The sequence below is a fragment of the Haloarcula sp. HT12 genome (assembly GCF_055271655.1).
The window spans coordinates 67,505-90,768 of the sequence record NZ_JBUXKW010000007.1 but is presented as its reverse complement, the minus strand read 5'-3'; the positions used below and the strand labels follow the sequence as shown (position 1 = coordinate 90,768).

Below are 23,264 nucleotides of genomic sequence, written 5' to 3'. Positions count from 1 at the left end.
GAAAAACTTTGAGTCCAAATTAGCGTTTCAATCGTGCGTAGACTCTGTTCGGATGATGCCCGCTACGTTATCCATCTGAGCTGAAACGTGTGCGCTCTCACCAGCAACATGCGTAATTAAATCGTCCAGAGTGATCATCCCGATAACGCTCCCGTCTTCAACAACCGGGACGTGTCGAGCACCCGCTTCGTTCATTTGTCTCAGGACTTTTGGAATCTCAGCATCTGCTGGCACAGTAAGTGGGTCACGCGTCATCACGTCAGCAGCTCGTACGTCGTCTCCACTCGTCTCGGCTGTGAGCACACTTAACTCGCTTTCCTCGGTGAGCAGGTTAGCAATCAGGTCTCGATCGGTGATGATACCAGAGATCTGATCGGATTCTTCGACGACCACGTACCTGGCACACCGCGATTGGGAGATCATCGTGTGAGCGATCTCGGCAACCGTGGCGTCAGGCGTGACACGGGCGACCGACTCATCAGCAATACGACCAATATCCATCCGGAGGTCAGTTGGTCTGGTACCCATGCTAATCAGTACGACTCATAACAGGAAATAGCTTAGCATCAGCTGGTCGTCATAGAAATCCTCCACTCTTCAACCGTGAGAGACGACAATCTCCAAACTTTGTGAAGTTACAAAAAGTGTTACCAACTACGCCACTATCCAAGAGCGCTGGCTTTTATAATCTAGTCTCAATAAGTAAAGAGAAATGTACGATACGGTTTTGCTCTCGACTGACGGGACAGTTGCTTCTGAGGAAGCTGAATCCCATGCTATCGCGCTAGCAGAGGCCCATAATGCCGATCTTCATGTTCTGTATGTAGTCGATGAGGACGTCGTAACAGCATACAGCGGTGACGAGTACGTTGATGAAGCCGAAGGCCCAGAACATGGCCTCGAAGAACTTGGAACGGAAACAATCGCAGACATCCAATATAAAGCGAAGGAGGTCGGTGTCAATGTTGTCAAAGCAATTGAGCACGGCCGACCGGCTGAGACGATTGTACGGTATGCTGATGCCGAAGATATGGATCTACTTGTACTTGGAACGAAACACCGGCCGGAAGAATACCGGGCCTTGCTCGGAAGCGTGACCGACCGCGTCCTTCGATTGACGACCCGCCCAGCGACCGTCGTGAAGACGGAAGTCGACGAATAGGGGAAGAACAGTCAGTAACGGCCGCCGTCAGGCGTGAGTCGGGCGCGCCGGCGTTCGAACTCCTCGTCGTCGATTTCGCCGCGAGCGTACCGTTCCTGGAGGACAGCGAGTGCGCTATCCTCGGTGGGGCCGTCCGATGGCGACCGCGTTGTCAGCCAGTAGACGATGTAGACGGGAAGGGCGATCAGAAGTGCCATCCACAGCAAACCGATCAACATCATCCCCCAGCTCCATATTCCCCACCCGGCCATGTGACCATCATTCCACATCCCGTCATGCCAGTCCCACATCACTGTATCTGGAACAGCAGCGTGCGTCAGAGTCATTCCAATGATGACGGCTAGCGTCAGTGCTCCGATGACGATGAGTCCCAGAGAACGAATCCCGCGTGCTTGAATTGGATTTTGCATTATTGTACTCCTGAAGAGAGTTCGGCGTGGTTAGCCGAGGATGTATTCGAGGGCGGGGTAGCGCTCAACGAGCGTCTCGCCACCGACGTCGTAGTTCTCGATGTACTGGTCGAGGCCCAGGATGCGGCCCGCGGCGAACGCGGCGACCGCGAGGAACACGAGCATGTACGCGAAGTCCCCGTTGATGAACCCGTGGCTCATGTCCCAGTTCCCGAAGTAGAACATGAGCATCATGAGCGCGCCGAAGAACGCCGCGAGGCGGACGAACGCGCCGACGAGCAGGCCGAGGCCGATGAACAGCTCGCCCCACGGGACGGCCACGTTCGCGAACTCGACGAACCACGGCGTACTCCCCATCCACGCGAACATCCCCGCGAGCGGGTTGCCGTTCGTCGCCGCGACGTTCGTGAGGTAACCGCCCGCGGCGAACTCGCCGGTGATCTTCGTGAACCCGGAGTACGCGAACGCGTAGCCCATCATGAGACGGAGCGCGAGCACGAACCACGCACTGAGACTGTGAACTTTCCCGCCGACGGTCAGACCGCCGACTCTGCTCTCGAGCTGATTCATGCCGGAGTCGAGTGTGGACATAGTTATTGCACCTTCAACTATCAGTACGGAGGCAGAGACGATATAACGGCGAGCCGGCGTTCTGGGTCAGAAAATCGGCGGGCTATATTACGCTCCTGTCGCGAGTAGAGACGTGTGACTGAGGAGGCCGACCCGTCGGAAATCTTCGCGACACTCGACGACGAGTACGCCCGCGACATCCTCGTGGCGACGAAGACCGACCGCCTGTCTGCGAAGGAGCTCAGCGAGGAATGTGACATGTCACGCCCGACCGTCTCGCGCCGTGTCACCCGCCTCGTCGAGCAGGGCCTCCTCGAGGAGTATACGCACGTCGACCCCGGGGGACGGCACTACAGCGAGTATGAGGCGCGCCTCGAACGCATCGAAATCCTCCTGCAGGCGGAGGGCTTCGACGTCAACATCGACATCCGGCCTGACCCCGCCGACCGGATTACGACCATCTTCGAGGAAATGCGGGGAGACTGAATCATGGACCACACGCTATTCGTCATCGGCAAACTGTTCACGACCGCGTTAGCACTGGTCATCGCATATCAGGCCTATCGCGGGTACCAACGACATCACACGCAGTTACTCCTGTACGTCGCCGCCGGCTTCGCATTGGTCGGGCTTGGCGGCCTCCTTGAAGGCGTCCTCTTCGAACTCCTCCAGGTGTCGATCTTCGAAGCAGGATTCGTCGCAGCACTCGTCACCGCAGCCGGGATGCTGTCTATCCTCTACGCCCTGTATGCCCCGAATCCATAAGGATTCAGGACGCCCATTCGACAAGCGGCCTCTGCGCGTCGTGCCCGGTTCGAAGCCGCTACTGTTCGGACTCCCCTCGTTCTCGATAGTGTAGCGTCGCAGTGGGAGTTATATCCATATCGGTCGTACCATATCGTATGATTCGAACACTCGTCGGTGTCCTCGGCGCTATCTCAGCGCTGTTCCCGGACGAAATCGTCGAGCTCTTCGAGAAACTCGCCATTTCGAATCCAGACGAGGGAACAGTGAGAGGGTGGATACGTCCAGCAGTCCGGTCGGAGGGTGTTCTGATAGCTGCGCTTTCACTCTTTAACGGGCGAGCATACGCATTGCTGATGAATCTTACCGGCGTGTTCGGTGCGATAGTCCTCTTATTTCCCGACCTGTATCAGAGATTTGCCACCGCGTTCCTGTACGAGCGTCCAGAGTCGATAGAATGGAACGAGCGATTCCGCTTGGGCATTCGGGCTATCGGCGCACTCTATGTCTTTTTAGCGGCGAAGACGTACAGAGAGCGTCACAACGATACTTGAGCCACCTCGCTATTGACACCTGGCGCATCCGATGTCTAGTTCGTTACGGCCGCAGGTATCACTTTGAATCTAAAGTTTGAGCCCCACGATATCAGTATGATCGAAGGGGAAATCCGCTAAAGAGAGGAGGCCGTGTGTATCCCTGTATGACGACGACGATCATCGTGGAAGGCATGACGTGCGGTCACTGTGAGCAGACGGTCGAAGAGGCCCTCGAAGAGGTATCCGGCGTGACTGACGTGACCGTCGACAGGGAGAGCGAACAGGCGAGCGTCGATGGTGAGGCAAATGTCACAGCTCTCGTGGAGGCCGTCGAAGACGCCGGGTACACCGCTTACGCCTGAGAATCGCGCGGACCACTCCGAGACAACGGCCAACCGTTGTCTTTGAAGCTTCGCTACGCTGGTCCTGCTGTACAGTTCAGTGGGGAAGATTCAGGGGGCCAGCGGATCCACCTCTACAGAGAATATGGGCTATGGACGACCACAAAGATACAAATGAGAATCCCCCTGGAGGGGAACACCAGCAGGACGACAGCAGTCACCAGCACGAACACGGCGAGCAGGATGAATCGGACGCCGAGTCGGACGAGCAGCGGGTAGAACAGGAGCTACTGGAAGAAGAGGCACACCCTGCTGCGGAGAGTGAGACTGTGCTCGACGAGCAGCACGAGCACGCTGGGCACGAGGGCGAAGGACACGACCACGGTTCCCATGAGGGCCACGGTGAGGGGCATGGCGGGATGCACGAGGGCCACGAGCAGATGTTCCGCCGGCGCTTCTTCGTCTCGACGCTCCTGTCGATCCCAGTCCTGCTATACAGCGAAATGCTGCAGGAGTGGCTCGGGTTCTCCGTCCCCGCGTTCCCGGGCAGCGAGTGGATCAACCCCGTCTTCGCGGTCATCGTCTTCGCGTACGGTGGGATGCCGTTCCTCCAGATGGCGGTACCGGAGCTGAAAGATCGGTCGCCGGGGATGATGACGCTCATCTCGATGGCGATCACCGTCGCGTTCGTCTACAGCCTCGCGAGCGTGGTCTTCCCGACGCAGTCGGCGTTCTTCTGGGAACTCGTCACCCTGATCGACATTATGCTGCTGGGGCACTGGATCGAGATGCGGTCGGTGCGACGGGCCTCGAGTGCGGTCGACGAACTGGCGAAGCTGATGCCGGACACCGCCGAGCGGATTACCGACGGCGGCGACACTGAGGAGGTCCCGGTGAGTGAACTCTCCGAGGGCGACCTCGTACTCGTCCGGCCGGGTGCGAGTGTCCCTGCTGACGGCGTCGTCGAAGAGGGAGACTCCGACGTCAACGAGTCCATGATCACGGGCGAATCGAAACCGGTCTCGAAAGACCCCGGCGACGAGGTCATCGGTGGGACGATCAACGGCGACGGCAGCCTCCGCGTGCGCGTCGGTGCGACGGGCGAGGAGACGACGCTCGCGGGAATCATGCGCCTCGTCGAGGAAGCCCAGCAGAGCAAATCCAAGACACAGGTACTGGCCGACAGAGCGGCAGGCTGGCTGTTCTACGTCGCCCTCGCGGCGGCAGTCGTGACAGCAATCGCGTGGACGCTCGCGGTCTCATTCGACGCAACGGTCATCGAGCGCGTCGTCACAGTGCTCGTCATCGCCTGCCCGCACGCACTCGGGCTCGCCATCCCCCTAGTGGTCGCAATCAACACGTCATTGGCGGCTCGCAACGGGATGCTGGTCCGGGACCGTATCGCGATGGAGGAGGCGCGGAACCTGGACGCCATCATCTTCGACAAGACGGGGACGCTCACCGAAGGCGAACACGGCGTCGTCGACATGGCGACCGTCGAGGGCGTGGAAGAGGACGACGCTCTCGCGCTGGCAGCAGCCGTCGAAAGCGACTCCGAACACATGATCGCGCGAGCCATACGCGAGGCCGCCGACGAGCAGGACCTCACCGCACCTGACGCGACCGACTTCGAGGCGATTAAAGGCCGGGGCGTCCGTGCGAACGTCGACGGAAATGAGGTGTACGTCGGCGGGCCAAACCTGTTAACCCAACTCGATAGCGAGATACCCGACCATCTCCGCCGCTTCGCTGACGAGGCGGGACAGAACGCTCAGACGGTGGTATACCTTGTTCGTGAAGGCGAGCTGATTGCCGCGTTCGCGATGGCTGACGTAATCCGTGAGGAGAGTTTCCGCGTCGTCGACGCGCTCCACGATCTAGGCATCGAGGTGGCGATGTTGACTGGGGACTCCCAGGATGTCGCCAACGCCGTCGCCGACGAACTGGGCATCGACACGGTGTTCGCGGAGGTCCTCCCCGAGGATAAGGACGAGAAAGTCCAGGAACTCCAAGACCAAGGGAAGCTCGTGGGGATGGTCGGCGATGGTGTGAACGACGCGCCGGCGCTGACGCGGGCCGACGTCGGTATCGCGATCGGGAGCGGCACCGACGTCGCCGTCCAGTCGGCGGACGTCATCCTCGTCCAGAACAACCCGATGGACGTCGTTCGGCTCGTGAAACTCAGCAAGGCGAGCTACCGGAAGATGCAGGAGAACATCGTCTGGGCGGCCGGCTACAACGTGTTCGCGATTCCGCTCGCAGCAGGCGTCTTGGCACCGATCGGGATTCTGCTCTCCCCCGCTGTGGGTGCGCTCCTGATGTCGTTGAGTACGGTCATCGTCGCCATCAACGCACAGTTGCTCCGACGCGTGGACCTGTCCATCCCCGAGCTTCCAAGCGGGACACCAGCGACCGACGCACAACCTGCAGACTGAAACGCTCTCGATCGCTTCGGAGCTACTTTCAATTGAGTTCGGTTGATGGACAGCAAATGGCGACACTGCGTAATTTCGGTGGGTATCGCTACGCGGTCACCGATTCCACAGTTTTCCCGAGGGGTACGTAGTTCGGTATACACAGACGCTTCCTCTGATGGGCGACATTGTTGCGCCAGCACTAGGTTTATACCGTTAGACGGACTTCATTCCGATATGAGCCTCGAAGAGACGGTTGACTACCTCGCCGAGGAACTCGACCTCGAGCGAAGTGAACACGTCCGTGAGGTTGGTCAGTCGGTCGCCGAGCTTCGCGACTGATCAAAACATTTCTCTGAAGTCCCGTTCGACCAGTCCGTTCTCCAGATACGTGATGAACTCTTGTTTCGTTGGTCCTTGACGGTCAAGTAGATCGTCCCGTCCTGCTCGTTCGAGAACTGCCTGCGCGAAGTCCGTACAGTGAGATTCGTGCTGCCCAGCATACTCTGTGAGGGCTTCTCGCCAGTGCATATCCAGCTCGAACTCGGCTAATCGGATTTGGATCCCATCTTTCCGTTCGACGAGGTCGACGTCCAACTCTTCGAGTTGCTTGAAACGGAGGTTGTTCCGGCGGACCGTGATGAGCCGTTTGGAATCGACGATATAGGGATCGACCCACTCTCGCCAGGAATCGTCGTCGACGTGCGTTCGTGGCATCTCAAAATCCGGGTCCACACTCTCAATACAGAACTGCAGCATCGCGATGCCAGTTCGATGATTCGCATTCGGGAGGGAATGACGGAGGATCAAATTCGACATCACCTCTCCAGAGACGGTCGGAAGTGGTGCTCCCCAGGAGACGTGATCGAGTGCCTGCTGGACCTTTTGCGGTTCGAACTCCTTGTAGAGCCGGAACTCATCCTCATCTCGAACATCGACCGCGGCTTCGAGCAACTCTACTAATCGGAATGCGACAACCTGCCCAGCACGGGGGAGGTCACGAATACGGTCGCTCAGCCATTCCTGATCGAAGTCGATGTCTTGGGCAGATTCGATCTCTGAATCGCCTTCGTAGAGCACATAGACTGGAGCTTCGAAGGGGTACCCGATGAGCTTTGTCGACTCGTCAGATTGCTCTCGCTGAGACCGGATTTCTGCTACCGATGCCGAGCTATATTTGAGTGAGAAATTCTCGGCCTGTGGGTGGTGATAGAAGACGAGCCGAGCCATCTTACTGTGGATTCGTGGGAAGTGGGTAAAGCAGTCCCGCTTTTATAATGATTCTACGACGGAGTGGGTGCGTTCACGTCTTCTAAATACTGACTTTCCCACTCACGTCGCGCCTCGATCTCCCGCAATCCGCGTTGCGTGACCGTGTACACGTTCGTCCGCTTGTCGAGTTCACCCTTCTCGAGCAGTCCTTTCTCGACGAGGTCGTCGAGATTCGGATAGAGGCGGCCGTGGTTGATTTCCTGTTCGTAATAGTCGTCGAGTTCGTCCTTGATTGCGAGCCCGTGTGGTTCCTCGAGCCCGGTGGTTACGTACAAGATGTCCCGCTGGAACCCAGTCAGATCGTGCATCTGTCTGTTTCCCGTTTTTGAGGGGTGGCATATGTTTTCTCTGGTACTCAGAGGCGAATATCCGATACGACAGGGTGGAAATTCCACTTATGAACTTCGAACATTTATATAGCGGACAAGAGAAGTCCGCGATGGAATGTCTGACCTAATCGTCAAAGCAGCCGTGAAGGACGCACTCTCGGACCACAACGTCTCGGCAGATTTCTACGACGCCCTCAACGAAGAGGTCGCCGAACTGCTCGACGACGCCGCAGAGCGTGCCGAAGCGAATGACCGGAAGACGGTCCAGCCCCGCGACCTGTAGGCCCGCTTAGCGTAGCCAACCCCCGTCACTCGAACGTAGCTTTTTGAGGTTCCTGTACAGAAGTTAGGAAACGGAGATGGCGGACGCACCGGATACCGAACGGCAGGCGGTCGACCCCGACGCGAAAGAGGTTCTCAGCGTGTCACAGCTAAACGACCGGATCGCGTCGGTCGTCCAGGACACGCCTGCCCTCAACGGCGTCCGTTGTATTGGCGAAGTCACTGACCTCCACCAGAACAGTACGGCGCTTTACTTCACGCTCACCGACGGCGGCGCCGAGCTCCCCTGTATGATCTGGGCGAACCGCTACCGGGAGATGGACGTCGATCTCGAGGACGGGACTGAAGTCATCCTCGAAGGCGATATCGATTACTGGACCGAAGGTGGGAAAATCGACCTCAAACCGTGGAAGGTGATCGTCGTCGGCGACGGCGATCAAGCAGCTGCTGTCGAACGACTGCGAAGTGAACTCGAAGAGCGTGGCTGGTTCGACGACGAGCAGAAACAGCGCCCGCCGGCGTTCCCAGAGCGGGTTGGGGTCGTAACCTCCCTCCGTGGCGATGCCCGCTATGACATCCAGAACGCGATTCACGAACAGGACCCTACCGTCGACATCCTGGTGAAGGACGCCACCGTCCAGGGGTCGGAGGCGCCCACGTCCATCGCGAACGGCATCCATCATCTGGACCGCTCCGAGGACGTCGACTCAATCATCGTCGGCCGTGGCGGCGGGAGTGATTCGAACCTCCAGGCGTTCAACACCGAGCGGGTCGCGGAAGCTATCTTCACCGCGAACACCCCGACCGTCACGGCGATCGGGCATACTGACGACCGGTTAATCGCCGATCAAGTCGCGGATGTGGCGACGATCACGCCGACGGCCGCTGGCGAGTATATCGTGAATTCCCGCGAGGAGTTCTTCGCGGGCGAGGTCAAGCCGCTGGCACAGCAACTCGACGCCGCGTACGAAACCTTCCAGCAGGAGCACGAACATAAACGGGAGCTTGCCGAAGCAGTCGACGAGGCGGCCGTACCCGAGGGCCTCCCGCCGGTCTACTACAAAGCCGCAATCGCTGTGCTGTTGTTGCTGTTGTTGGCCATCACTGGGCTTTGGTTGGGGGTGATCTAAGCGTGGCAAACGACCAAGAGATCCACGACCGGCTGGCCCGTGTCGAAGAAATCATTGAGCAGCTCGATGCGGACGAGTGTGACCTCGATGAAGGGACAAGGCTCCACGAAGAAGGTCAGGAGCTCTTGGCCGAAGTGCGAGAAATCCTCGACAACGGGCGTGGAGAGGTCGTAGAACTCGAGTAGAGCGCCATCCCAATCTTAACCAACAGTCAACGGAATCTAACCCCATTGTTGGTTAACGGTACCTTTGCGAGGTGAACGAACTCTCCGGTTATAATTTACTTTAGATTTTTGCGCCAGTTGGTGGCCAGAAAGCATATACCGATCTTCTAGCTATCGCACCACCATGGACCGGGACTCAACCGGTGCATACCCACCCCGCACATATGATCACACGGGCAGTCACCATCGAAGACATCGATGATCTGTACCTGACGTGGAACAGCCATATCAACGGTTCCGCCCTCTATCGCCGCGCCCTCCGAGATGAGATGGAGCTTCGCGACGTCGACCCCGACGAGCTTCGAGATCTCTTCGAACGGGCCCGCGAACAGGGCTACACGAAAGACGAGATCGTCGACGAAACCAACCGCTACGCTGATCTGAAAGCACTCGTCGACGACGCAGAGGAGTAACCCGCTATGTCACAGGACAATACGCCCTCCGAGACGGCTTCGAATCGCCCCGACAGCCAGTCCACGGCATCGAGTAGGCTTCCCAGGCAAGCTATGTTCATCGTCGTCGCCCTGAGCCTGTTCGCTGTGGAACCCGCCGCCGCACAAACGAATGCCGTCTGTAGTGCGGACAACCTTCCCAGCATGATCGAGGGCTTCTTCCAGCTTACCACGGCGCTGGGCATTGTCGGCCTCGCAGTCGTGTGGCAGGCTGACTCCCTCATCGAGATGTTCACGATCACGCCCGAGCAGAAGAAGGGCCTCAAGCGCCACAAACGGTCGGCGATGAAGTCCGCGGTCGTCCTCGTCGCCCTCGGACCACTCTACACCGTCGCTGGGTCGATGATGAACCTCCCGCTGGCGCAGTGCGTCGACCTCGCCCCTTGGTAGGTGACTACCACCCCCGTCGTGAGCCCCCATGACACAACGAGAGCTCTCCGTGCTAATGGCCGCCCTGTTCGTGACGAGCCTAGTCACTGGTCTCGTCACTGCAAGCCCGCCACGGCCAGGCACGGAGGGGAATGGACTCACTGAGAATGAATCAGCGACGCTGTGGTCTCGTGACGCGGACAACTACATCACCCAGGAGGAGTACCAGCAGCGCTACGGCGAGAGCCGGACCGCGATGCACCAACTCGCAAACGGGACAGACATCACGTTCACGCGCCCGCCAGCGACAGCTGCAACGTGGACGCGAAACGATTTCGCTGATCTCGAAGCCGGTGGGTCGGATACGTCCGTGCATCCGCGCCACGCGTCGCTCGAAGATGGCGTGTTTATCGAGGACGCCCACGCCACGGTGTTCGCAGTACAGCCGTCGACGCGAGGTCACTTGGAGTCGGGTGACACACCGCTCTATATCGCGCCGAACGGCACGATGCGGGGGTTCGTCGATTATCGCATTCGCGTCCCGAACGGAAGCTCTTCGGGGAACACGACGATCGAGTGGTCGCTCACGAGCAACGAGGTCGAGGAGGTTCGATTGCAGAATGACGGCGAAACCATCGTCGAGCGCGACGGCTCGCACACGCCGGCCCTCGACTACCAGATCGAGGATGACTGGAGTGCAAAGCTCACGCTTGAAGCCGAAATCAGCGTCCGGCTGAAGAAGACCACGCGAATCGACCGAGGCGACGAGACCGATGTCGAGGTCACGTATCGTACCGAGTCGCTCAACGTCTCGGATTCGATCGCCGTCGAGATCTACGACCTCTCGGCGTACCCCTACTACGCCGAGTATCCCAATGGTGACGCCGGTGTGGCTATCTTCCAGTCCCGGCCGTGGCAGGGGTACACGCTGACAGAGAATGGAAGCGCACGAGTGCGTGGCGTCTGGCGGTTCTACACCGCTCGGAACACCAACTGGGATACACTCGTCAGGTCGAACCGGACCGACAGCGCCACCGTCGAGTCTGACGCGATTCCTGTGTACGTCCACGCGTACCCTTCGCGGATCGGCCCGAGGGCTGAACCAGTTCGCGATGGCCCAGAGATCATCGACATCTGGGGCACTGACCGACCGTCTCCGGTCGGCACGCTCGGCGAGAACATCAACATCGACATCGTCAACCAGTCGTACACGACGACGTACGGCGTCGCAGTTCGCGCCGAGAGCGTCGACCGCGACGCGCTCCAGGTAGCGGGGATCGTACGGGGCGTGAACGCCTCGATTGTGGCACCTGACGCTGGCTCAGAGCGGCAGCTCCGGCGCAGTAATCTGACTGTTGAGGTGCTCCAGCAGAACGAAAGTCAGGCCACACTCCGCATCGAACTCCGGGACAACGAGACGGGCGCACCGATCGTTCTCAGCGATCCTGACCGGCGATATCCAATCGGTGGAAGCACTCGAAACGGCTACATCACCGTCGCAGAGCAGCGTGTCGAGACCAACGTGTCCGGGGTGGCGATCGTGACGATCGATGAACCGGGTATCTACACGGTTCGGTACCATCCAGGCTCGTGGCTCGGGCACAACCCCGCATATGTGAGTGCCACGGCTACTGCCCGCTGGCACCCGCTCGGAACCATCGACGGTTGGTTTGCGTTCATTTTCGAGGTCGGCTGGCAGCTTATCCCGTTTCTTGTGATGTTCTACGCAGGCAAGCGGCTCCTCCGAATGCTCGGTCCAGAAGATATCTTCCAACGGAACCCATAGTCCATGACTAGAAACCACCCACACATCAGTCGGCGAACCGCCCTCCGAACAGTCGCCAGCGCTGCGCTCGCAGGCGTCGCTGGCTGTCTAAACGACAATGGCGGGTCTGGAACACCCAGTGGCGGAACGACCTCTACAGATGGCAAAGGCCCACTCACGCGTATCGCTGTCGAGGGGACAACACTCGTCGTCGAACTCTCCGAAGAGTCCGACGTCGACCAGGTCAACCTCATCCAACCGAACGGCGAGTTATTCGGGAAACGTGACGTAGCCGCAGGTGCTCAGCAGGTCTCGTTCGAGATCGGCACCGCGTATGCACCCGGTGAGTACCGCGTACTCGCGTTGAAGGGTGAGGAGACAGTAGTCGAGACCTCGACTGAACTGCGTCCAGAGATCCAGATACAGGATGTTGGACTCTATCGGAATAATCCAGATAAGCCGTGGGACGAAGTCTATGGTGAGTCCGAGACAGACCGAATCAAGAATGGCGAGGCATTCGTCACGGTAGAGAACACAGGGAGTGGTCCGGAAGCGATAACTGAACTGATCTTCTCCGGGGACGTCCCCAATCCAATTGAGAACCCCAGAGGCAGTGGAATGCACGAAACCGACCGGGTAGTAGTCTCCCCTGGCGAGACGACCGACCTGTTCAGTAATTCGTTCCCGTTCGGTTCAGAGAGTGAGGACGGAATGGGGTGTTCCCCAGACGGTAACAGCGGCCAGTTCACGGTTATCGTCGAGACCCGAGTCAGTGGTAATCGAGTCACAAGTGCCTACAATGTCCAGTACTCCGGGTCTGACGAGATGACTGACTGTGAGGTCACGATCACGGAGGCCTGACGATGGTTGATCTCATTGACGTCGTCCTCGAGGGTATCAAGGGCGTCGTTGATTGGTTCATCGGACTGTTCATGGACGGTCTCAGGTCGGGGTATGAGACTCTGACTGAGGGGATGTTCGGAACCCCGACCCCAGAGACGAATGGAGCCTTTGTCTTTGGTGAACCAACCAACGCACCCTGGCCAGCGATCCACGATGCTCTCATCGGCGGCGAAATTATGCTAGTTGCCCTTTTGCTCCTCGTGATGAGCGTCCAGGGGCGTCACACGGTTCGAATCTTCAATATCGGAAGTGCCTACGAAGCCCGAAAAACCAAGAAGACAGCCTGGGTCGGAGCCTTTCTGATTATTACATGGTACTGGCTTGGGACTCTCGCACTCTACCTCGTCGACGGATTCACTATCGCCCTGATGCCGGAGCTTTCCTCCGTAGCCTCGGCGATGCTTCAGTTCTTGGGAGCAGCCATCACAAACCCCGGACTGGGGTTATTGTTCGCCGTGATTGGTGGAATCTCGATGTGGGCTCTGGAGGCTCTGTTCTACATCCGGATGATCCTGCTCTATGTCTACCTATACGGAATGCCGATTGCATTTGCACTGGCCTACGGAAACATTCCAGTCGTATCCGATATCGCGATGGGGTTCTGCAAACGGTTTGTCCCGTTGGCTGTCCTCCCGCTCCCAGCTGCGATGGTACTCAAGGGATACGACTTGATCTACGCTGGGGGGACGCTCACGCCAGGAACAGCGTTCCTCAAATATCTCGTCGCTGCGTCCCTCCCACTGGTCGCACTCTTCATCACGTGGAAAACGTTCAAATACGCGACCCCGTTGACGGCCAAAGTCGTCGGCGGTGCGACGAAAGGCGCAGCCCTCGTTGGCGGTGTCGCCGCCGGGGCCTACGTCGGTGGTGCCGGCGTCGCGACGACCGCCGCTCGGTGGGGTCCGAAAGCTGCCGCTGGCCACGCCGTCGCGCAAAAAGCAGCTGCCCGCGGTGGGCACGGAGCGGACGATGGCGGCACGCCGTCGTACCGTCGAACGGAGAATGACCCAGGTGGAGCAACAGCGGAATCGGCGAGTGACGGACGCGGGATGGACTTTGATCGAGGAATCCACTAACAATGTCAGCAGATCAAGACGCAGCCGCACGGCGTATCATGGATCAGTTCGGCGAGGAGAGCCGCATCCCGTATCTCAATATCGAGGAAGGAGACGTTGGCATGCTCATCGCCTTCCCCATTATTGGGCTGTTTATCGCGGGCCTCACCGGGATCGAATCACTGGCCCTCCCGTTCGTTGCTGGCGGGCTTGGCTTTGGCGTCGCCGTCATCTACGTCTCACCAACCCACCTGAACGCCTGGACGTGGACCAAAGACGTCTATCGGTACCTCAAACGGCCTCAGGTCACGTTCAGTGCGCCCGCCGACGCCGACACGAGTACCAACGAGTCAGAGCGGAACGAAGGCGGACTCGCGAACTACACGCCGTTCAAGCCGGACGAGCGGACACAGGACCTCACGAACATCAAGCGGGCGTGGCCGGGCGCTGGTGCCACCCAGCGTGAAGACGGCGCGATGGAGGCGTTCATCGAGATCGATCCGGCCAACATGGACTTCGCGATGTCCGACGACTGGGCGCAGCTCCAGGACGCTGGCGAAGAGTTCGCCAACAAAGAGCTGGACTCGAAGCTCAAACTCCACGCCACAACCCGTTCATTTCCGGTGGAGCAGATCACCGAGACCATTGAGGACCGACTCACCGACGAAGACGTCACGGAGAACCCGATTTTCCGGGAACTCCTCGAAGAGTACCGAGAGACACGGCCGAAGGAGATGCGTGACCGGGGTATTCAGCAGGTCCGGTACTACATCGGCGTTGAAGTCAGCCCGATAGAAGTGTACGACCGCTTCCGTGACGAGGGCACCCCCGCAGAGAAGCTGACCCAGTTCCCGGTCATCGGGTTCCTGTTCAACCCGTTCGTCACCCGCCGTGAGGACCTCACCGACGTCGAGCGCCGTGCCCAGATGTTCGAGAAACTCGACAGTCGCGTCAACGACGTTCGCTCCGAACTCATACAGCAGGCGTCGGGGTGGTCCGCACGCCGCCTCAGCACGGTCGAGCTGTTCGTCCTGAATATGGACTTCTGGAACGGCCGCGAACACGACTACGACGAGGCAGAACGTGTCGTTCGCGACCAATCGATCATCGGCCACTCGCGCCGGGAGGACCCACACGATGCGTAACGTGCTCCTCCAGACCGGTGGTGGCGCGCTTGGCCCCGTCGCCGGGTGGCTCCAGAACCTGACACCAGCAGAGAGTGCAGTACTAGCCCTTGTGGTGGGTCTCGGCCTCGGCGTCGGCAGTAAGTACCTCTGGGACCGCTTCACTGCGGATGATGAACCAGACGTGGACTTCACCGATGTCCTCGACGAGGAGACACTCGAAGAAGGCGAGGCCGAACGCAAGCTCCTCGACGACATCTCCGAGTCGCACAAGACCGTTACCGCGCCCGGAGCTGTCGAGTGGGAAACGCGAGCCGCACGGGTCGGCGAGCAGTGGACGACGACGCTGTATATCGCTAACTATGCCGACTATCCCAACGACGGATATCTGAGTGACCTCTTCGAGATGACCGACGTCCAGTTCGATCTGACGGCCCACATCACGCCGAAAAATCAGGAGCGGGCTCGGAACGAACTGCAAGACATCGCGGACGACCTCCAGGTCGATGCTGACCTCGAACAGAGTATCCGGAGTGCCTACCTGCAGGAACGCGCCAACGAGGCCGCAGCGACGTACAAGGCCGTCGAGAACGGCGCGAACGTCTTCGACCAGGGGATGTTCATCACCGTCCGGGCCGACGAGAAAGACGAGCTCAGAGATGCCGTCCAGACGGTCAAGAGCGCGCTCCGCGACGACCCGGCGAACCTCACGCCGAAGACCGCAATCTGTCGGCAGGATCTCGCTCTCCAGTCCGCCGCACCCATCGGCGACAACAAGTTCGGGCGGACGTCGATTGCGCTCGGCGGCGCCGTCGGCGCGTTACTCTCCTCGCCTCACAACGCTACGATCCTCGAGGAGGGCGGCGTCGAGTTCGGGATTCACAAAGACAATCAAAGCCCCGTGGTCATCGACCCGTTCGCCCGGGACAACGGGTACGCGATGTTCACCGTGGGCGATACCGGCTCGGGGAAGTCGTTCAGTTCCAAGCAGAACTTCATCCGCTCCATCGAGCAGAGCAAGGACCGTATCGGCATCATCCTCGAGCCGTTGAACAACTGGGCGGGGGTCTCAGAGGCGCTCGACGCCAAGCGAATCACCGTCGGCGGGACGCTCGGGCTGAACCCCTTGGAGATCCGCGAGACGCCCGAACACGTCCAGCGGGCGATGGGCGAGGACGCGAGCCCGTTCAACGAGAAGCTCGACGACGCGATGAGTTTCCTCACGAACTTCTTCGCGCTCCGCGGCATCTCGTTGGGCGACCGACGGACGACGCTCGAACTCGGGCTCAAGCGTGCCTACAAGCGTCAGGGCATCACCGACGACATCTCGACGCACGACAATCCGAGTCCGACCATCCGTGATATGATGGACGTGTTCGAGGATATGGTCGACGACCCCGAGGAGTTCGTCGTCCGGTCCGACGAAGAGGCAGGGAAGATCAAGGAGGATGCGACGTGGCTCCTCGACCAGCTCCGCCCCTTCGAGGACGACGGTCGCCACGCCAACCTCGGCCAGGAATCCGACTTCGACATCCGGGACGAGAAGGTCATCTATCTCGACCTCGCCCAGCAGGAGGGGAGCGTCGACAGCAGTACGGCGCTGACCATGCAGCTGCTCATCTCGCTGGTCTACGAGCGAGCGAAGGTCTCGGAGAAGGAGGTCGTGTTCTACATCGACGAGGCCCGCTACATCATGCAGGACGCCGCGAGCCTAGCGTTCCTCGAGACGGTGTTCCGCCACCACCGTCACCACGACCTCTCGATCCGACTGGTCACGCAGACCGTCGACGAGTTCTTCGAGCACGCCGAATCCGAGGCGATTCTGGACCAGTGCGCCGTCAAGCAGTTCCACCGTCTCGACGGGATGGACAAGGAGTGGGCCGACGAGTTCGGTCTGAACTACGCACAGATGCGGTTCGTCCAGGACGCCGTTCCTGGTAACGAGGACGCCGGCTTCTCCGAGGCCCTAGTGGGCGTCGACGGCGAGTGGCGTGGGATCCAGGTCAAAGCGATGCCCAAGGAGAAGCAGGTCATCGACTTCGAGCCAACCGAGCAACGGCGAGACTCACTCCCCGGGACTGGTGAGAATGCTGTGGACGCGGAGGTGCAGGCGTTCCAAGACGATATTGAAAGCCGAGCGACCGACAACGGACAACACACACCTGAGCGGACGCCAACAGAGACTGATGGCGGTGAAACGGGAGGTGACGACGATGCGTGAGTACCTTCGCGTGACGCCAACCTCCGAACGGCTCAATCCGGAGCGTCTGCCGCAGGCACTGGAGAGCCTCCACAAACTGACCTCAACGGACTCGACAGGGCTAGCTGACAAACTCAATCCGCTACATAGCGACACACCGCTACGCTTCGAATTCCTCGCGCTGAGCGAGGGGAAAGATGACCCCGTCGAATTCTACTACGGTGCCGACGACCATCTGGATACCCTTGAGAAGCGGCTCCGGTCGGTCTATCCCGAGACGTTCGACATCGAGCGTACCGAGGTCGACATCGCATCCCGACTCGTACAGCCTGTCGAATTCGACCGCGAGACATTCGTCGAGCACTATGAGGCGGGCGACCTCCAGTACGAATTCGACCCTGACGAGCAATACGAACGTGGCACTGACGACAACAAACAATCGGGGCCAGGGGACGCCGAATCGGTCGCGGATGGAGGAACGGTCGGTGACCAGTCTGCCGACCACATCATCGAGATCGGCGATACTGCCCTCGAACTCGCCCCACCAGATGCGATTCCCGAGGATGAGCCACTCACGACGCTTGCCAAACCAACGGTAACATCGGAGGGGACGATACTCGCGCGGCCAGCGACCGAATCCGTCTCCCCACTCGGCGTGCGGTGGCAAGGGTCGGCAACTCGGAAGCAAGACTGGATGACCTCACTCTCGCCATTTACTGCAGACGACGAAGCGGAACTCCCAGCCGTCGATCAGCCAGGAGGTGCGCTCGCGTCGCTCGTCGACCACCTAATGGAGGCGACAGCACCAGTAGCATTCCAAGTCGTCTTCCAGCGACGCGAGAGCTGGCAGTCCGATGCCGATCTTCGCAAAGAAGACGTCATCGACGGTCGAGACACACTCGCTCAGGAAATTATTGGCTCCCTTTTCGAACTCGACGATCAGTCGGAGAGCCGGGACAGAAACCAGCTGAGCGACGCCGTTGCAAAACGTGTCGCGGCAATCGAGGCGAAAAATCCGAAGCGGTCGTTCACCGCGAACATTCGAGCCATCGGGATTCCATCCGGTAGTGACGGTCACGATGATCTCGATGAGCGGATACAGTCACTTGTCCCAGTATTCGACCCGCTTGACGGACCGTACTACGAGGTTGCGGCCGAACGGGTACGCGACAGCGGCTTCCGGGCAGCCACGAAAGAACGAAACGCCCGAGCGGCGCTGCAGCGGCTCTTGGATCGTGAGATCACGACCGGTCGTGGGACGACCCGACCGGAATTCGTCCTGAGCGGCCGAGAACTCGCGCACTTCGTACTCGTCCCCTCCTCGGAACAGCTTACTGTCGAGGGGACACGTGGGACGCGTGCGGAACAGCAGAGTCGGAATCCGCTGCCCCGTCCGCATCAGGACCTCATGCGTGAGTTCCGAGACGGGATGGCAATCGGGTATGCCCTCGACGACACCGGCGAGGCCGAAGACGAGCCGACACAGATTCCGCCCCGACTGCTACCCACACATTACGGCCGGTTCGGAACAACCGGCTCTGGGAAGTCGAAGGCCCTGATCAACGATCTGCTGTCGCTGTACGATAACACCGAGGGGCCGACCATTCTCCTCATCCCGAAGAACGACGACATGGCCCAGAACTACATGCGGGCTCACGCACGTCGGTTCGGAATGACCGACCTCGAAGAGAACGTCGTCCACTTCCCGATCCCGGACGTCCTCCCCGGGTTCTCGTTTTTCGATCTCGAACCGTCGATGGAGAGCGGACGGCGCCGCGAAGACGCCGTCCAACGGAAGGCCGACCACTACGAAGAGATTTTGAAGCTCGTGATGGGAACCGACCGCTACGAGCGGGCGACTGTAGCCCCGACTCTCATCAAGACACTCATCAAGGCACTGTTCGACGAGGAATACGGCCGTGAGAACGGGCTCTACCGAGCGTCGACGGACTACTTCGCCCACCGACAGCTCGAACACGTCGTCGACCAGCTTTGGGAGGCCGGGCCACCGAACGAGAACATCGGCGACGCCCCGCGGTCGAGCGACGAGGAGGTCACCCGGACGATTCGACGGCAGCTCCAGTTAGACTCGAACACCTTCGCGAACGTGATGGGCGGTGTCGGAAACCGTCTCGCCTACATCTCACAGGATACGCACCTGCGGCAGATCTTCAATAATACCGAGAACCAGTTCGACTTTCGGGATGTCCTCGACGAGGATACGGTCATCCTCTTCGACCTCGGCGACCTCCGCGACGACGCCGCCCGGATCATGACCGGTGTGATCCTGACGAATCTCGATGCAGCCCTCAAGGATCGAAAACAGGCGCTCTCCCAGCACTCGGACGACTACGTCGTGAACTTGCTCGTTGACGAGGCAGCGTCGGTCGTGGTCTCCGACATCATGAACGATCTCCTCGAGAAAGGGCGGGGCTTTCGCCTCTCTGTTGGCCTGTCGATGCAGTTCCCCGAACAGATGGAGGCTGAAGGTGGGCGGAAAATCTACCTGAATGCTCTGAACAACATCGGCAGTTCACTCATCGGGAAAATCAACGTCGACCGAGAGCTGGCGCGAGCGATGGCCCACGAAGAGATGGACCCCGCGGATTTCGCCAATCGGATTCGTTCGTTGCCGCGCGGAGAGTGGATCGCCAGCTTGCCAAGCCCGACGTTCGGTGAAACGGGGCCGTATCCGTTCAGTCTCGAACCACTCCCGATTCCACCGGGCCACCCCGAGAGTGAATCGCCTCTCACAGCGCGTGAAGAGGAGGAATTCACTGAGACGCTCTCCTCGATGCACGAGAACATCAGCGACGAACACGGTGTGCCGGCTGAGCCAGACACCTCAACAACGAGCACACCTGCCGACGGACACGAGGTCCTCGATATCGCGAGCGACGACCTGGACGTCGCGATTGCGAACGTGGTTCGGAGTCTCCAACTTCGAGAGGGATGCCGCGAGGAGAACGGCTGGGTGGCCGTCGAAGCAGTTGACGACGAACTCAGACGGCTCTTCGACGACGTCGACGCCGACCCGCCATCGTATGATGCACTCGCAGATATTCGCAAGCGATCACGATACCTCGATACGACCGTCGATATCGACGCCGACGAGCTCCGCATCCGGCTCACTGACGCCGGAGAGGATGTCTCGACACCTGATACTGGTGACGTGCAGGCCGCTGGTGGAAGTGCTCACGACGCAGCACTCCGCCAGATCGAAGAAGAGCTTACCGCACTCGGCTTCACTGTCTCGATCCTCGCACAGGATGGCAGCGAAAAACCTGACGCGAAGGCGAGCCACCCTGACGTTGCCGATCGATTCGCCATCGAAGTCGAAACGACGACACCCGAGAATCCCGCGAAGGTGCTCACGAACCTCCGGAAGGCCCAGGAAGCAGGAGATATCCCGCTGTTTGTCGTTCGACCAGGAAACGACGAAACTGAGTGGGCCGAGCGTGTCGACGGCATTCTCACACCACCCGTCCGTACCCTCCAGAATGGAGAGACACGGTTCTACACGACCGGCTCGAATCTCACGTTCAACGGTGGAGCGACCGAAGAAGGTGGAGTGACGGCCGTGCGACCGGCGACCGACGACGAGAACGGGACCCAGAATATTTGGCAGCGTGATGGCGACGAAATCGTCCTTCGTGATGCCATCGAGACGGAACACATCCGCCTCCCATCGCTTGAAAAACTCTCGAAAGATCGTGTTCCAGCCATCTACAGCTACGACCACGCTGCCGAGGAGTACGTCGTATATGAGCACGGTGAGCAACACATCTACGAGACGAAATCGGCGTTCGAGGGCGACTGGGTGCGTATCAAGAAGCCATTCGTCCCCGAAGCCGAACTCCCCGTACCAGACTACACACGTTCGACGTATGGCATCGTTATCCTTCACGATGAGGCGGAATCGGTCGTATATGAAAACGATGAGAAGCGTCCACTCTCGGCAATCACCGACGGGCCGCTCCGTCCGGCATCGCCCGAATCAGCGGCCGCTGACGAACTACCTAGTCAGATCGAACAGGCAGATGAGACTGTCGAGGAAGACCAGGAAGACCAATCGCCACCGTCGTTCGAAGCGTTTGTCGACGAATATCTTATCGAAGACGTGGATGGGGCCGTGCCGAAAGATGACGTATTCGGCCTCTACAACGACTGGGCAGAGGCACACGGCATCGATGATCCGCTGAATAAGAGCTGGTTCACACGGAAGCTCAACACCCACATCAAGGTGGACTCCACGAAGAAGCGAATCGACGGGGAACCCGTCTGGCATTACACTGGTGTCCGCATTCGCTCTGAAGAGAGATCAGAGTCATGAAATGGACGTACACGGTCCAATTCCCGATATCATCGCGACATCTCGGGACCTGTTCCACCCAAGCAGAATCATGATTTCAACTCACCAGACTCACAAGTCGAGAATCACCCGACAGCGGTATGTTCCACCCAAATTCTCAATGGGTGGAACACCAACGAACCGACCGAAATGGGTGGAACACGCTCACGTCCAGCGATTTTTAACCTGCTATAGCGGGTGTTCCACCCAACAACCAACTAGGATAGAACGGGGGGTCCCCGTTGGGACCAAGGGATTGGATCGAGACGTAGAGCAGCGTGAAGTCTGTGCTGGCTCAGAGCCAGTGAGAGCCATGCGAGGTACTGTGTGAGGATGAGTGAGATTAGTATCGACGAACCGGAGCAGATCCCGGAGACGTTGCTCGAACGCGACCAATGGGTGTGCTGGCGAGAAGAGGAGCGAGACGGCAAACCGACGAAGATTCCGGTGACACCAGGAGCTGGTGGGTTCGCGTCAGCAACCGAGTCAGAGACCTGGGCGAGTTTCGAGACAGCACTCGACTACACCGAGACAGAGCACGCCGATGGCATCGGGTTCGTGTTTACTGACGACGATCCCATCGTCGGCGTCGATCTGGACGACTGCCGCGACCCGGAAACCGGCGACGTCGACGACGCAGCGCTGGACATCATTGAGCGACTCGACTCCTATACGGAGATATCTCCATCCGGCACCGGCTATCATGTCCTGATCACCGGCACACTCCCAGACGGGCGGAACCGACGTGGAAGCGTCGAACTGTATGACACGGCACGCTTTTTCACCGTTACTGGCGACCACGTCGAGCGGACACCGACGCGCGTTGCACGTCGTCAGGACGCGCTCACAGCGATTCACCGTGAGTACGTCCAAGACATCGAGCGCGACACAGCATCCGAGTCCGAACAGCGTGGTGGCGCTGCCGCCCGGTCACCGACGACCGATGCGGTCGACGTCGACGTTGACGTCGACCTCGAGGATGAGGAACTCCTCGAGAAAGCACGGAACGCGTCGAACGGCGAGAAGTTCGAGCAGCTCTGGAACGGGAATACGGTCGGCTACGACAGTCAGTCCGAGGCCGACATGGCGCTGTGCTGTTTGCTTGCATTCTGGACCGGCGGCGACCAGACGCAGATGGATCACCTGTTCCGCCAGTCGGGACTCCACCGCGAGAAATGGGACGAGGTTCACTACGCTGACGGGTCGACCTACGGCGAGAAGACCATCGAGCGAGCGATTGCGACCACATCGGAGTTCTACAACCCGGACGCCGGCGACGACGCCGCAGATCCCAACGGCACACCTGACGAGGTCACAGCTGGCGGGACACCTGACGAGGCAGACCGGAGTCGTGCGTACCTGACGGAGAAAAACCGACTGTTGAGCGAGCGCGTCGACGAGCTCGAAGCAACACTCGAACAGAAGACGGAGCGGATCGAGACTCTCGAAGCAGAGGTCGAGCGGCTCACCGACGAACTCGCAACCCGTGACCGGGAGACTGCGCAGTCTCACGAGGAAGACTCCGGTACTGCGAGAGAGACCGATGACGATTCAGAATCACCCTCTATGTTGAGTCGATTCTTCGGTGGCCAGTCCGAGTAGTAGCGCCGCGTCATCTTCATCCGAGAAGC

General features: G+C 59.5%; 23 protein-coding genes. 18 read left to right on the top strand and 5 right to left on the bottom strand.

All coding sequences use genetic code 11. The annotated features are described in order from the left end of the window. Window positions 1-27 precede the first annotated feature (27 nt). Window positions 28-528, bottom strand: a complete 501-nt coding sequence (locus ACY9XZ_RS20745; protein WP_004594590.1) for a CBS domain-containing protein — start codon at window positions 526-528, stop codon at window positions 28-30. 184 nt (window positions 529-712) lie between these two features. Between ACY9XZ_RS20745 and ACY9XZ_RS20740 the strand changes: the two genes are divergently transcribed. Then, a complete protein-coding gene (locus ACY9XZ_RS20740) occupies window positions 713-1,162 on the top strand; it encodes a universal stress protein (protein ID WP_092817280.1) in 450 nt (149 codons plus the stop codon). Window positions 1,163-1,173: 11 nt separating this feature from the next. On the opposite strand, the gene ACY9XZ_RS20735 is transcribed toward ACY9XZ_RS20740, so the two are convergent. After that, on the bottom strand, window positions 1,174-1,572 hold the full coding sequence (locus ACY9XZ_RS20735; protein WP_049986209.1) for an SHOCT domain-containing protein: 399 nt from the start codon (window positions 1,570-1,572) through the stop codon (window positions 1,174-1,176). Between the two features lie 30 nt (window positions 1,573-1,602). Beyond that, the gene (locus tag ACY9XZ_RS20730; RefSeq protein ID WP_092817279.1) at window positions 1,603-2,163 is read right to left on the bottom strand and encodes a DoxX family protein; all 561 of its coding nucleotides are present in this window, start codon (window positions 2,161-2,163) and stop codon (window positions 1,603-1,605) included. 114 nt (window positions 2,164-2,277) lie between these two features. Between ACY9XZ_RS20730 and ACY9XZ_RS20725 the strand changes: the two genes are divergently transcribed. The 5 genes from ACY9XZ_RS20725 to ACY9XZ_RS20705 all read left to right on the top strand — a co-directional run bounded on the left by ACY9XZ_RS20725 (window position 2,278) and on the right by ACY9XZ_RS20705 (window position 6,198). Further along, window positions 2,278-2,628: an ArsR/SmtB family transcription factor gene (locus tag ACY9XZ_RS20725; protein WP_137685074.1), complete on the top strand. Its 351-nt coding sequence runs from the start codon at window positions 2,278-2,280 to the stop codon at window positions 2,626-2,628. Window positions 2,629-2,631: 3 nt separating this feature from the next. Beyond that, window positions 2,632-2,907 carry a DUF7521 family protein gene (locus ACY9XZ_RS20720; protein ID WP_004594584.1) on the top strand — a complete coding sequence of 92 codons (276 nt, stop codon included), beginning with the start codon at window positions 2,632-2,634 and terminating at the stop codon, window positions 2,905-2,907. Window positions 2,908-3,044: 137 nt separating this feature from the next. After that, complete coding sequence (locus tag ACY9XZ_RS20715; RefSeq protein ID WP_004594583.1) at window positions 3,045-3,440, top strand: hypothetical protein; 396 nt, start codon at window positions 3,045-3,047, stop codon at window positions 3,438-3,440. Between the two features lie 146 nt (window positions 3,441-3,586). Further along, a complete protein-coding gene (locus ACY9XZ_RS20710; RefSeq protein WP_004594582.1) occupies window positions 3,587-3,784 on the top strand; it encodes a heavy-metal-associated domain-containing protein in 198 nt (65 codons plus the stop codon). A gap of 131 nt (window positions 3,785-3,915) precedes the next feature. Next, window positions 3,916-6,198 carry a copper-translocating P-type ATPase gene (locus tag ACY9XZ_RS20705; RefSeq protein ID WP_434530235.1) on the top strand — a complete coding sequence of 761 codons (2,283 nt, stop codon included), beginning with the start codon at window positions 3,916-3,918 and terminating at the stop codon, window positions 6,196-6,198. A gap of 321 nt (window positions 6,199-6,519) precedes the next feature. Here the strand turns inward: ACY9XZ_RS20705 and ACY9XZ_RS20700 are convergent, their stop codons facing one another. After that, window positions 6,520-7,407 carry a hypothetical protein gene (locus ACY9XZ_RS20700; RefSeq protein WP_458262301.1) on the bottom strand — a complete coding sequence of 296 codons (888 nt, stop codon included), beginning with the start codon at window positions 7,405-7,407 and terminating at the stop codon, window positions 6,520-6,522. A 53-nt stretch (window positions 7,408-7,460) separates the two neighbouring features. After that, a complete protein-coding gene (locus ACY9XZ_RS20695; RefSeq protein WP_119712811.1) occupies window positions 7,461-7,757 on the bottom strand; it encodes a PadR family transcriptional regulator in 297 nt (98 codons plus the stop codon). A gap of 136 nt (window positions 7,758-7,893) precedes the next feature. Between ACY9XZ_RS20695 and ACY9XZ_RS20690 the strand changes: the two genes are divergently transcribed. The 12 genes from ACY9XZ_RS20690 (at window position 7,894) to ACY9XZ_RS20635 (ending at window position 23,235) form a co-directional block, all read left to right on the top strand. Continuing rightward, window positions 7,894-8,061, top strand: coding sequence for a DNA-binding protein (locus ACY9XZ_RS20690; RefSeq protein WP_004048632.1), 168 nt, complete (start codon window positions 7,894-7,896; stop codon window positions 8,059-8,061). A 76-nt stretch (window positions 8,062-8,137) separates the two neighbouring features. Next, on the top strand, window positions 8,138-9,190 hold the full coding sequence (gene xseA, locus ACY9XZ_RS20685) for an exodeoxyribonuclease VII large subunit (RefSeq protein WP_463458859.1): 1,053 nt from the start codon (window positions 8,138-8,140) through the stop codon (window positions 9,188-9,190). Window positions 9,191-9,192: 2 nt separating this feature from the next. Beyond that, a complete protein-coding gene (gene xseB, locus ACY9XZ_RS20680; RefSeq protein WP_119712814.1) occupies window positions 9,193-9,375 on the top strand; it encodes an exodeoxyribonuclease VII small subunit in 183 nt (60 codons plus the stop codon). Between the two features lie 203 nt (window positions 9,376-9,578). Beyond that, window positions 9,579-9,827, top strand: coding sequence for a hypothetical protein (locus tag ACY9XZ_RS20675; protein WP_049987855.1), 249 nt, complete (start codon window positions 9,579-9,581; stop codon window positions 9,825-9,827). Window positions 9,828-9,833: 6 nt separating this feature from the next. Further along, the gene (locus ACY9XZ_RS20670; RefSeq protein ID WP_122106700.1) at window positions 9,834-10,256 is read left to right on the top strand and encodes a hypothetical protein; all 423 of its coding nucleotides are present in this window, start codon (window positions 9,834-9,836) and stop codon (window positions 10,254-10,256) included. A 28-nt stretch (window positions 10,257-10,284) separates the two neighbouring features. Then, window positions 10,285-12,021 carry a hypothetical protein gene (locus tag ACY9XZ_RS20665; protein WP_463458858.1) on the top strand — a complete coding sequence of 579 codons (1,737 nt, stop codon included), beginning with the start codon at window positions 10,285-10,287 and terminating at the stop codon, window positions 12,019-12,021. Between the two features lie 3 nt (window positions 12,022-12,024). Then, complete coding sequence (locus ACY9XZ_RS20660) at window positions 12,025-12,861, top strand: hypothetical protein (RefSeq protein ID WP_463458857.1); 837 nt, start codon at window positions 12,025-12,027, stop codon at window positions 12,859-12,861. 2 nt (window positions 12,862-12,863) lie between these two features. Further along, window positions 12,864-13,979: a hypothetical protein gene (locus tag ACY9XZ_RS20655; RefSeq protein WP_463458856.1), complete on the top strand. Its 1,116-nt coding sequence runs from the start codon at window positions 12,864-12,866 to the stop codon at window positions 13,977-13,979. A gap of 2 nt (window positions 13,980-13,981) precedes the next feature. Beyond that, window positions 13,982-15,103, top strand: coding sequence for a hypothetical protein (locus ACY9XZ_RS20650; protein WP_463458855.1), 1,122 nt, complete (start codon window positions 13,982-13,984; stop codon window positions 15,101-15,103). Beyond that, a complete protein-coding gene (locus ACY9XZ_RS20645) occupies window positions 15,096-17,303 on the top strand; it encodes a VirB4 family type IV secretion system protein (protein WP_463458854.1) in 2,208 nt (735 codons plus the stop codon). Before ACY9XZ_RS20650 ends, ACY9XZ_RS20645 begins: the two co-directional genes overlap by 8 nt. Then, window positions 17,269-21,615 (top strand): primase-like DNA-binding domain-containing protein, encoded by a 4,347-nt coding sequence (locus ACY9XZ_RS20640; protein ID WP_463458853.1) that lies wholly within the window; start codon window positions 17,269-17,271, stop codon window positions 21,613-21,615. Before ACY9XZ_RS20645 ends, ACY9XZ_RS20640 begins: the two co-directional genes overlap by 35 nt. Before the next feature lie 351 nt (window positions 21,616-21,966). Further along, on the top strand, window positions 21,967-23,235 hold the full coding sequence (locus ACY9XZ_RS20635) for a phage NrS-1 polymerase family protein (RefSeq protein ID WP_463458852.1): 1,269 nt from the start codon (window positions 21,967-21,969) through the stop codon (window positions 23,233-23,235). The last annotated feature ends 29 nt before the right edge of the window (window positions 23,236-23,264 follow it).

Excerpts from the sequence above, each read along its gene's own strand:
- ACY9XZ_RS20745 (WP_004594590.1), bottom strand. The coding sequence starts at position 528 with ATGGGTACCAGACCAACTGACCTCCGGATGGATATTGGTCGTATTGCT.
- ACY9XZ_RS20740 (WP_092817280.1), top strand. The coding sequence starts at position 713 with ATGTACGATACGGTTTTGCTCTCGACTGACGGGACAGTTGCTTCTGAG.
- ACY9XZ_RS20735 (WP_049986209.1), bottom strand. The coding sequence starts at position 1,572 with ATGCAAAATCCAATTCAAGCACGCGGGATTCGTTCTCTGGGACTCATC.
- ACY9XZ_RS20730 (WP_092817279.1), bottom strand. The coding sequence starts at position 2,163 with ATGTCCACACTCGACTCCGGCATGAATCAGCTCGAGAGCAGAGTCGGC.
- ACY9XZ_RS20720 (WP_004594584.1), top strand. The coding sequence starts at position 2,632 with ATGGACCACACGCTATTCGTCATCGGCAAACTGTTCACGACCGCGTTA.
- ACY9XZ_RS20715 (WP_004594583.1), top strand. The coding sequence starts at position 3,045 with ATGATTCGAACACTCGTCGGTGTCCTCGGCGCTATCTCAGCGCTGTTC.
- ACY9XZ_RS20710 (WP_004594582.1), top strand. The coding sequence starts at position 3,587 with ATGACGACGACGATCATCGTGGAAGGCATGACGTGCGGTCACTGTGAG.
- ACY9XZ_RS20705 (WP_434530235.1), top strand. The coding sequence starts at position 3,916 with ATGGACGACCACAAAGATACAAATGAGAATCCCCCTGGAGGGGAACAC.
- ACY9XZ_RS20700 (WP_458262301.1), bottom strand. The coding sequence starts at position 7,407 with ATGGCTCGGCTCGTCTTCTATCACCACCCACAGGCCGAGAATTTCTCA.
- ACY9XZ_RS20695 (WP_119712811.1), bottom strand. The coding sequence starts at position 7,757 with ATGCACGATCTGACTGGGTTCCAGCGGGACATCTTGTACGTAACCACC.
- ACY9XZ_RS20690 (WP_004048632.1), top strand. The coding sequence starts at position 7,894 with ATGTCTGACCTAATCGTCAAAGCAGCCGTGAAGGACGCACTCTCGGAC.
- xseA (WP_463458859.1), top strand. The coding sequence starts at position 8,138 with ATGGCGGACGCACCGGATACCGAACGGCAGGCGGTCGACCCCGACGCG.
- ACY9XZ_RS20675 (WP_049987855.1), top strand. The coding sequence starts at position 9,579 with ATGATCACACGGGCAGTCACCATCGAAGACATCGATGATCTGTACCTG.
- ACY9XZ_RS20670 (WP_122106700.1), top strand. The coding sequence starts at position 9,834 with ATGTCACAGGACAATACGCCCTCCGAGACGGCTTCGAATCGCCCCGAC.
- ACY9XZ_RS20665 (WP_463458858.1), top strand. The coding sequence starts at position 10,285 with ATGACACAACGAGAGCTCTCCGTGCTAATGGCCGCCCTGTTCGTGACG.
- ACY9XZ_RS20660 (WP_463458857.1), top strand. The coding sequence starts at position 12,025 with ATGACTAGAAACCACCCACACATCAGTCGGCGAACCGCCCTCCGAACA.
- ACY9XZ_RS20655 (WP_463458856.1), top strand. The coding sequence starts at position 12,864 with ATGGTTGATCTCATTGACGTCGTCCTCGAGGGTATCAAGGGCGTCGTT.
- ACY9XZ_RS20650 (WP_463458855.1), top strand. The coding sequence starts at position 13,982 with ATGTCAGCAGATCAAGACGCAGCCGCACGGCGTATCATGGATCAGTTC.
- ACY9XZ_RS20645 (WP_463458854.1), top strand. The coding sequence starts at position 15,096 with ATGCGTAACGTGCTCCTCCAGACCGGTGGTGGCGCGCTTGGCCCCGTC.
- ACY9XZ_RS20640 (WP_463458853.1), top strand. The coding sequence starts at position 17,269 with ATGGCGGTGAAACGGGAGGTGACGACGATGCGTGAGTACCTTCGCGTG.
- ACY9XZ_RS20635 (WP_463458852.1), top strand. The coding sequence starts at position 21,967 with ATGAGTGAGATTAGTATCGACGAACCGGAGCAGATCCCGGAGACGTTG.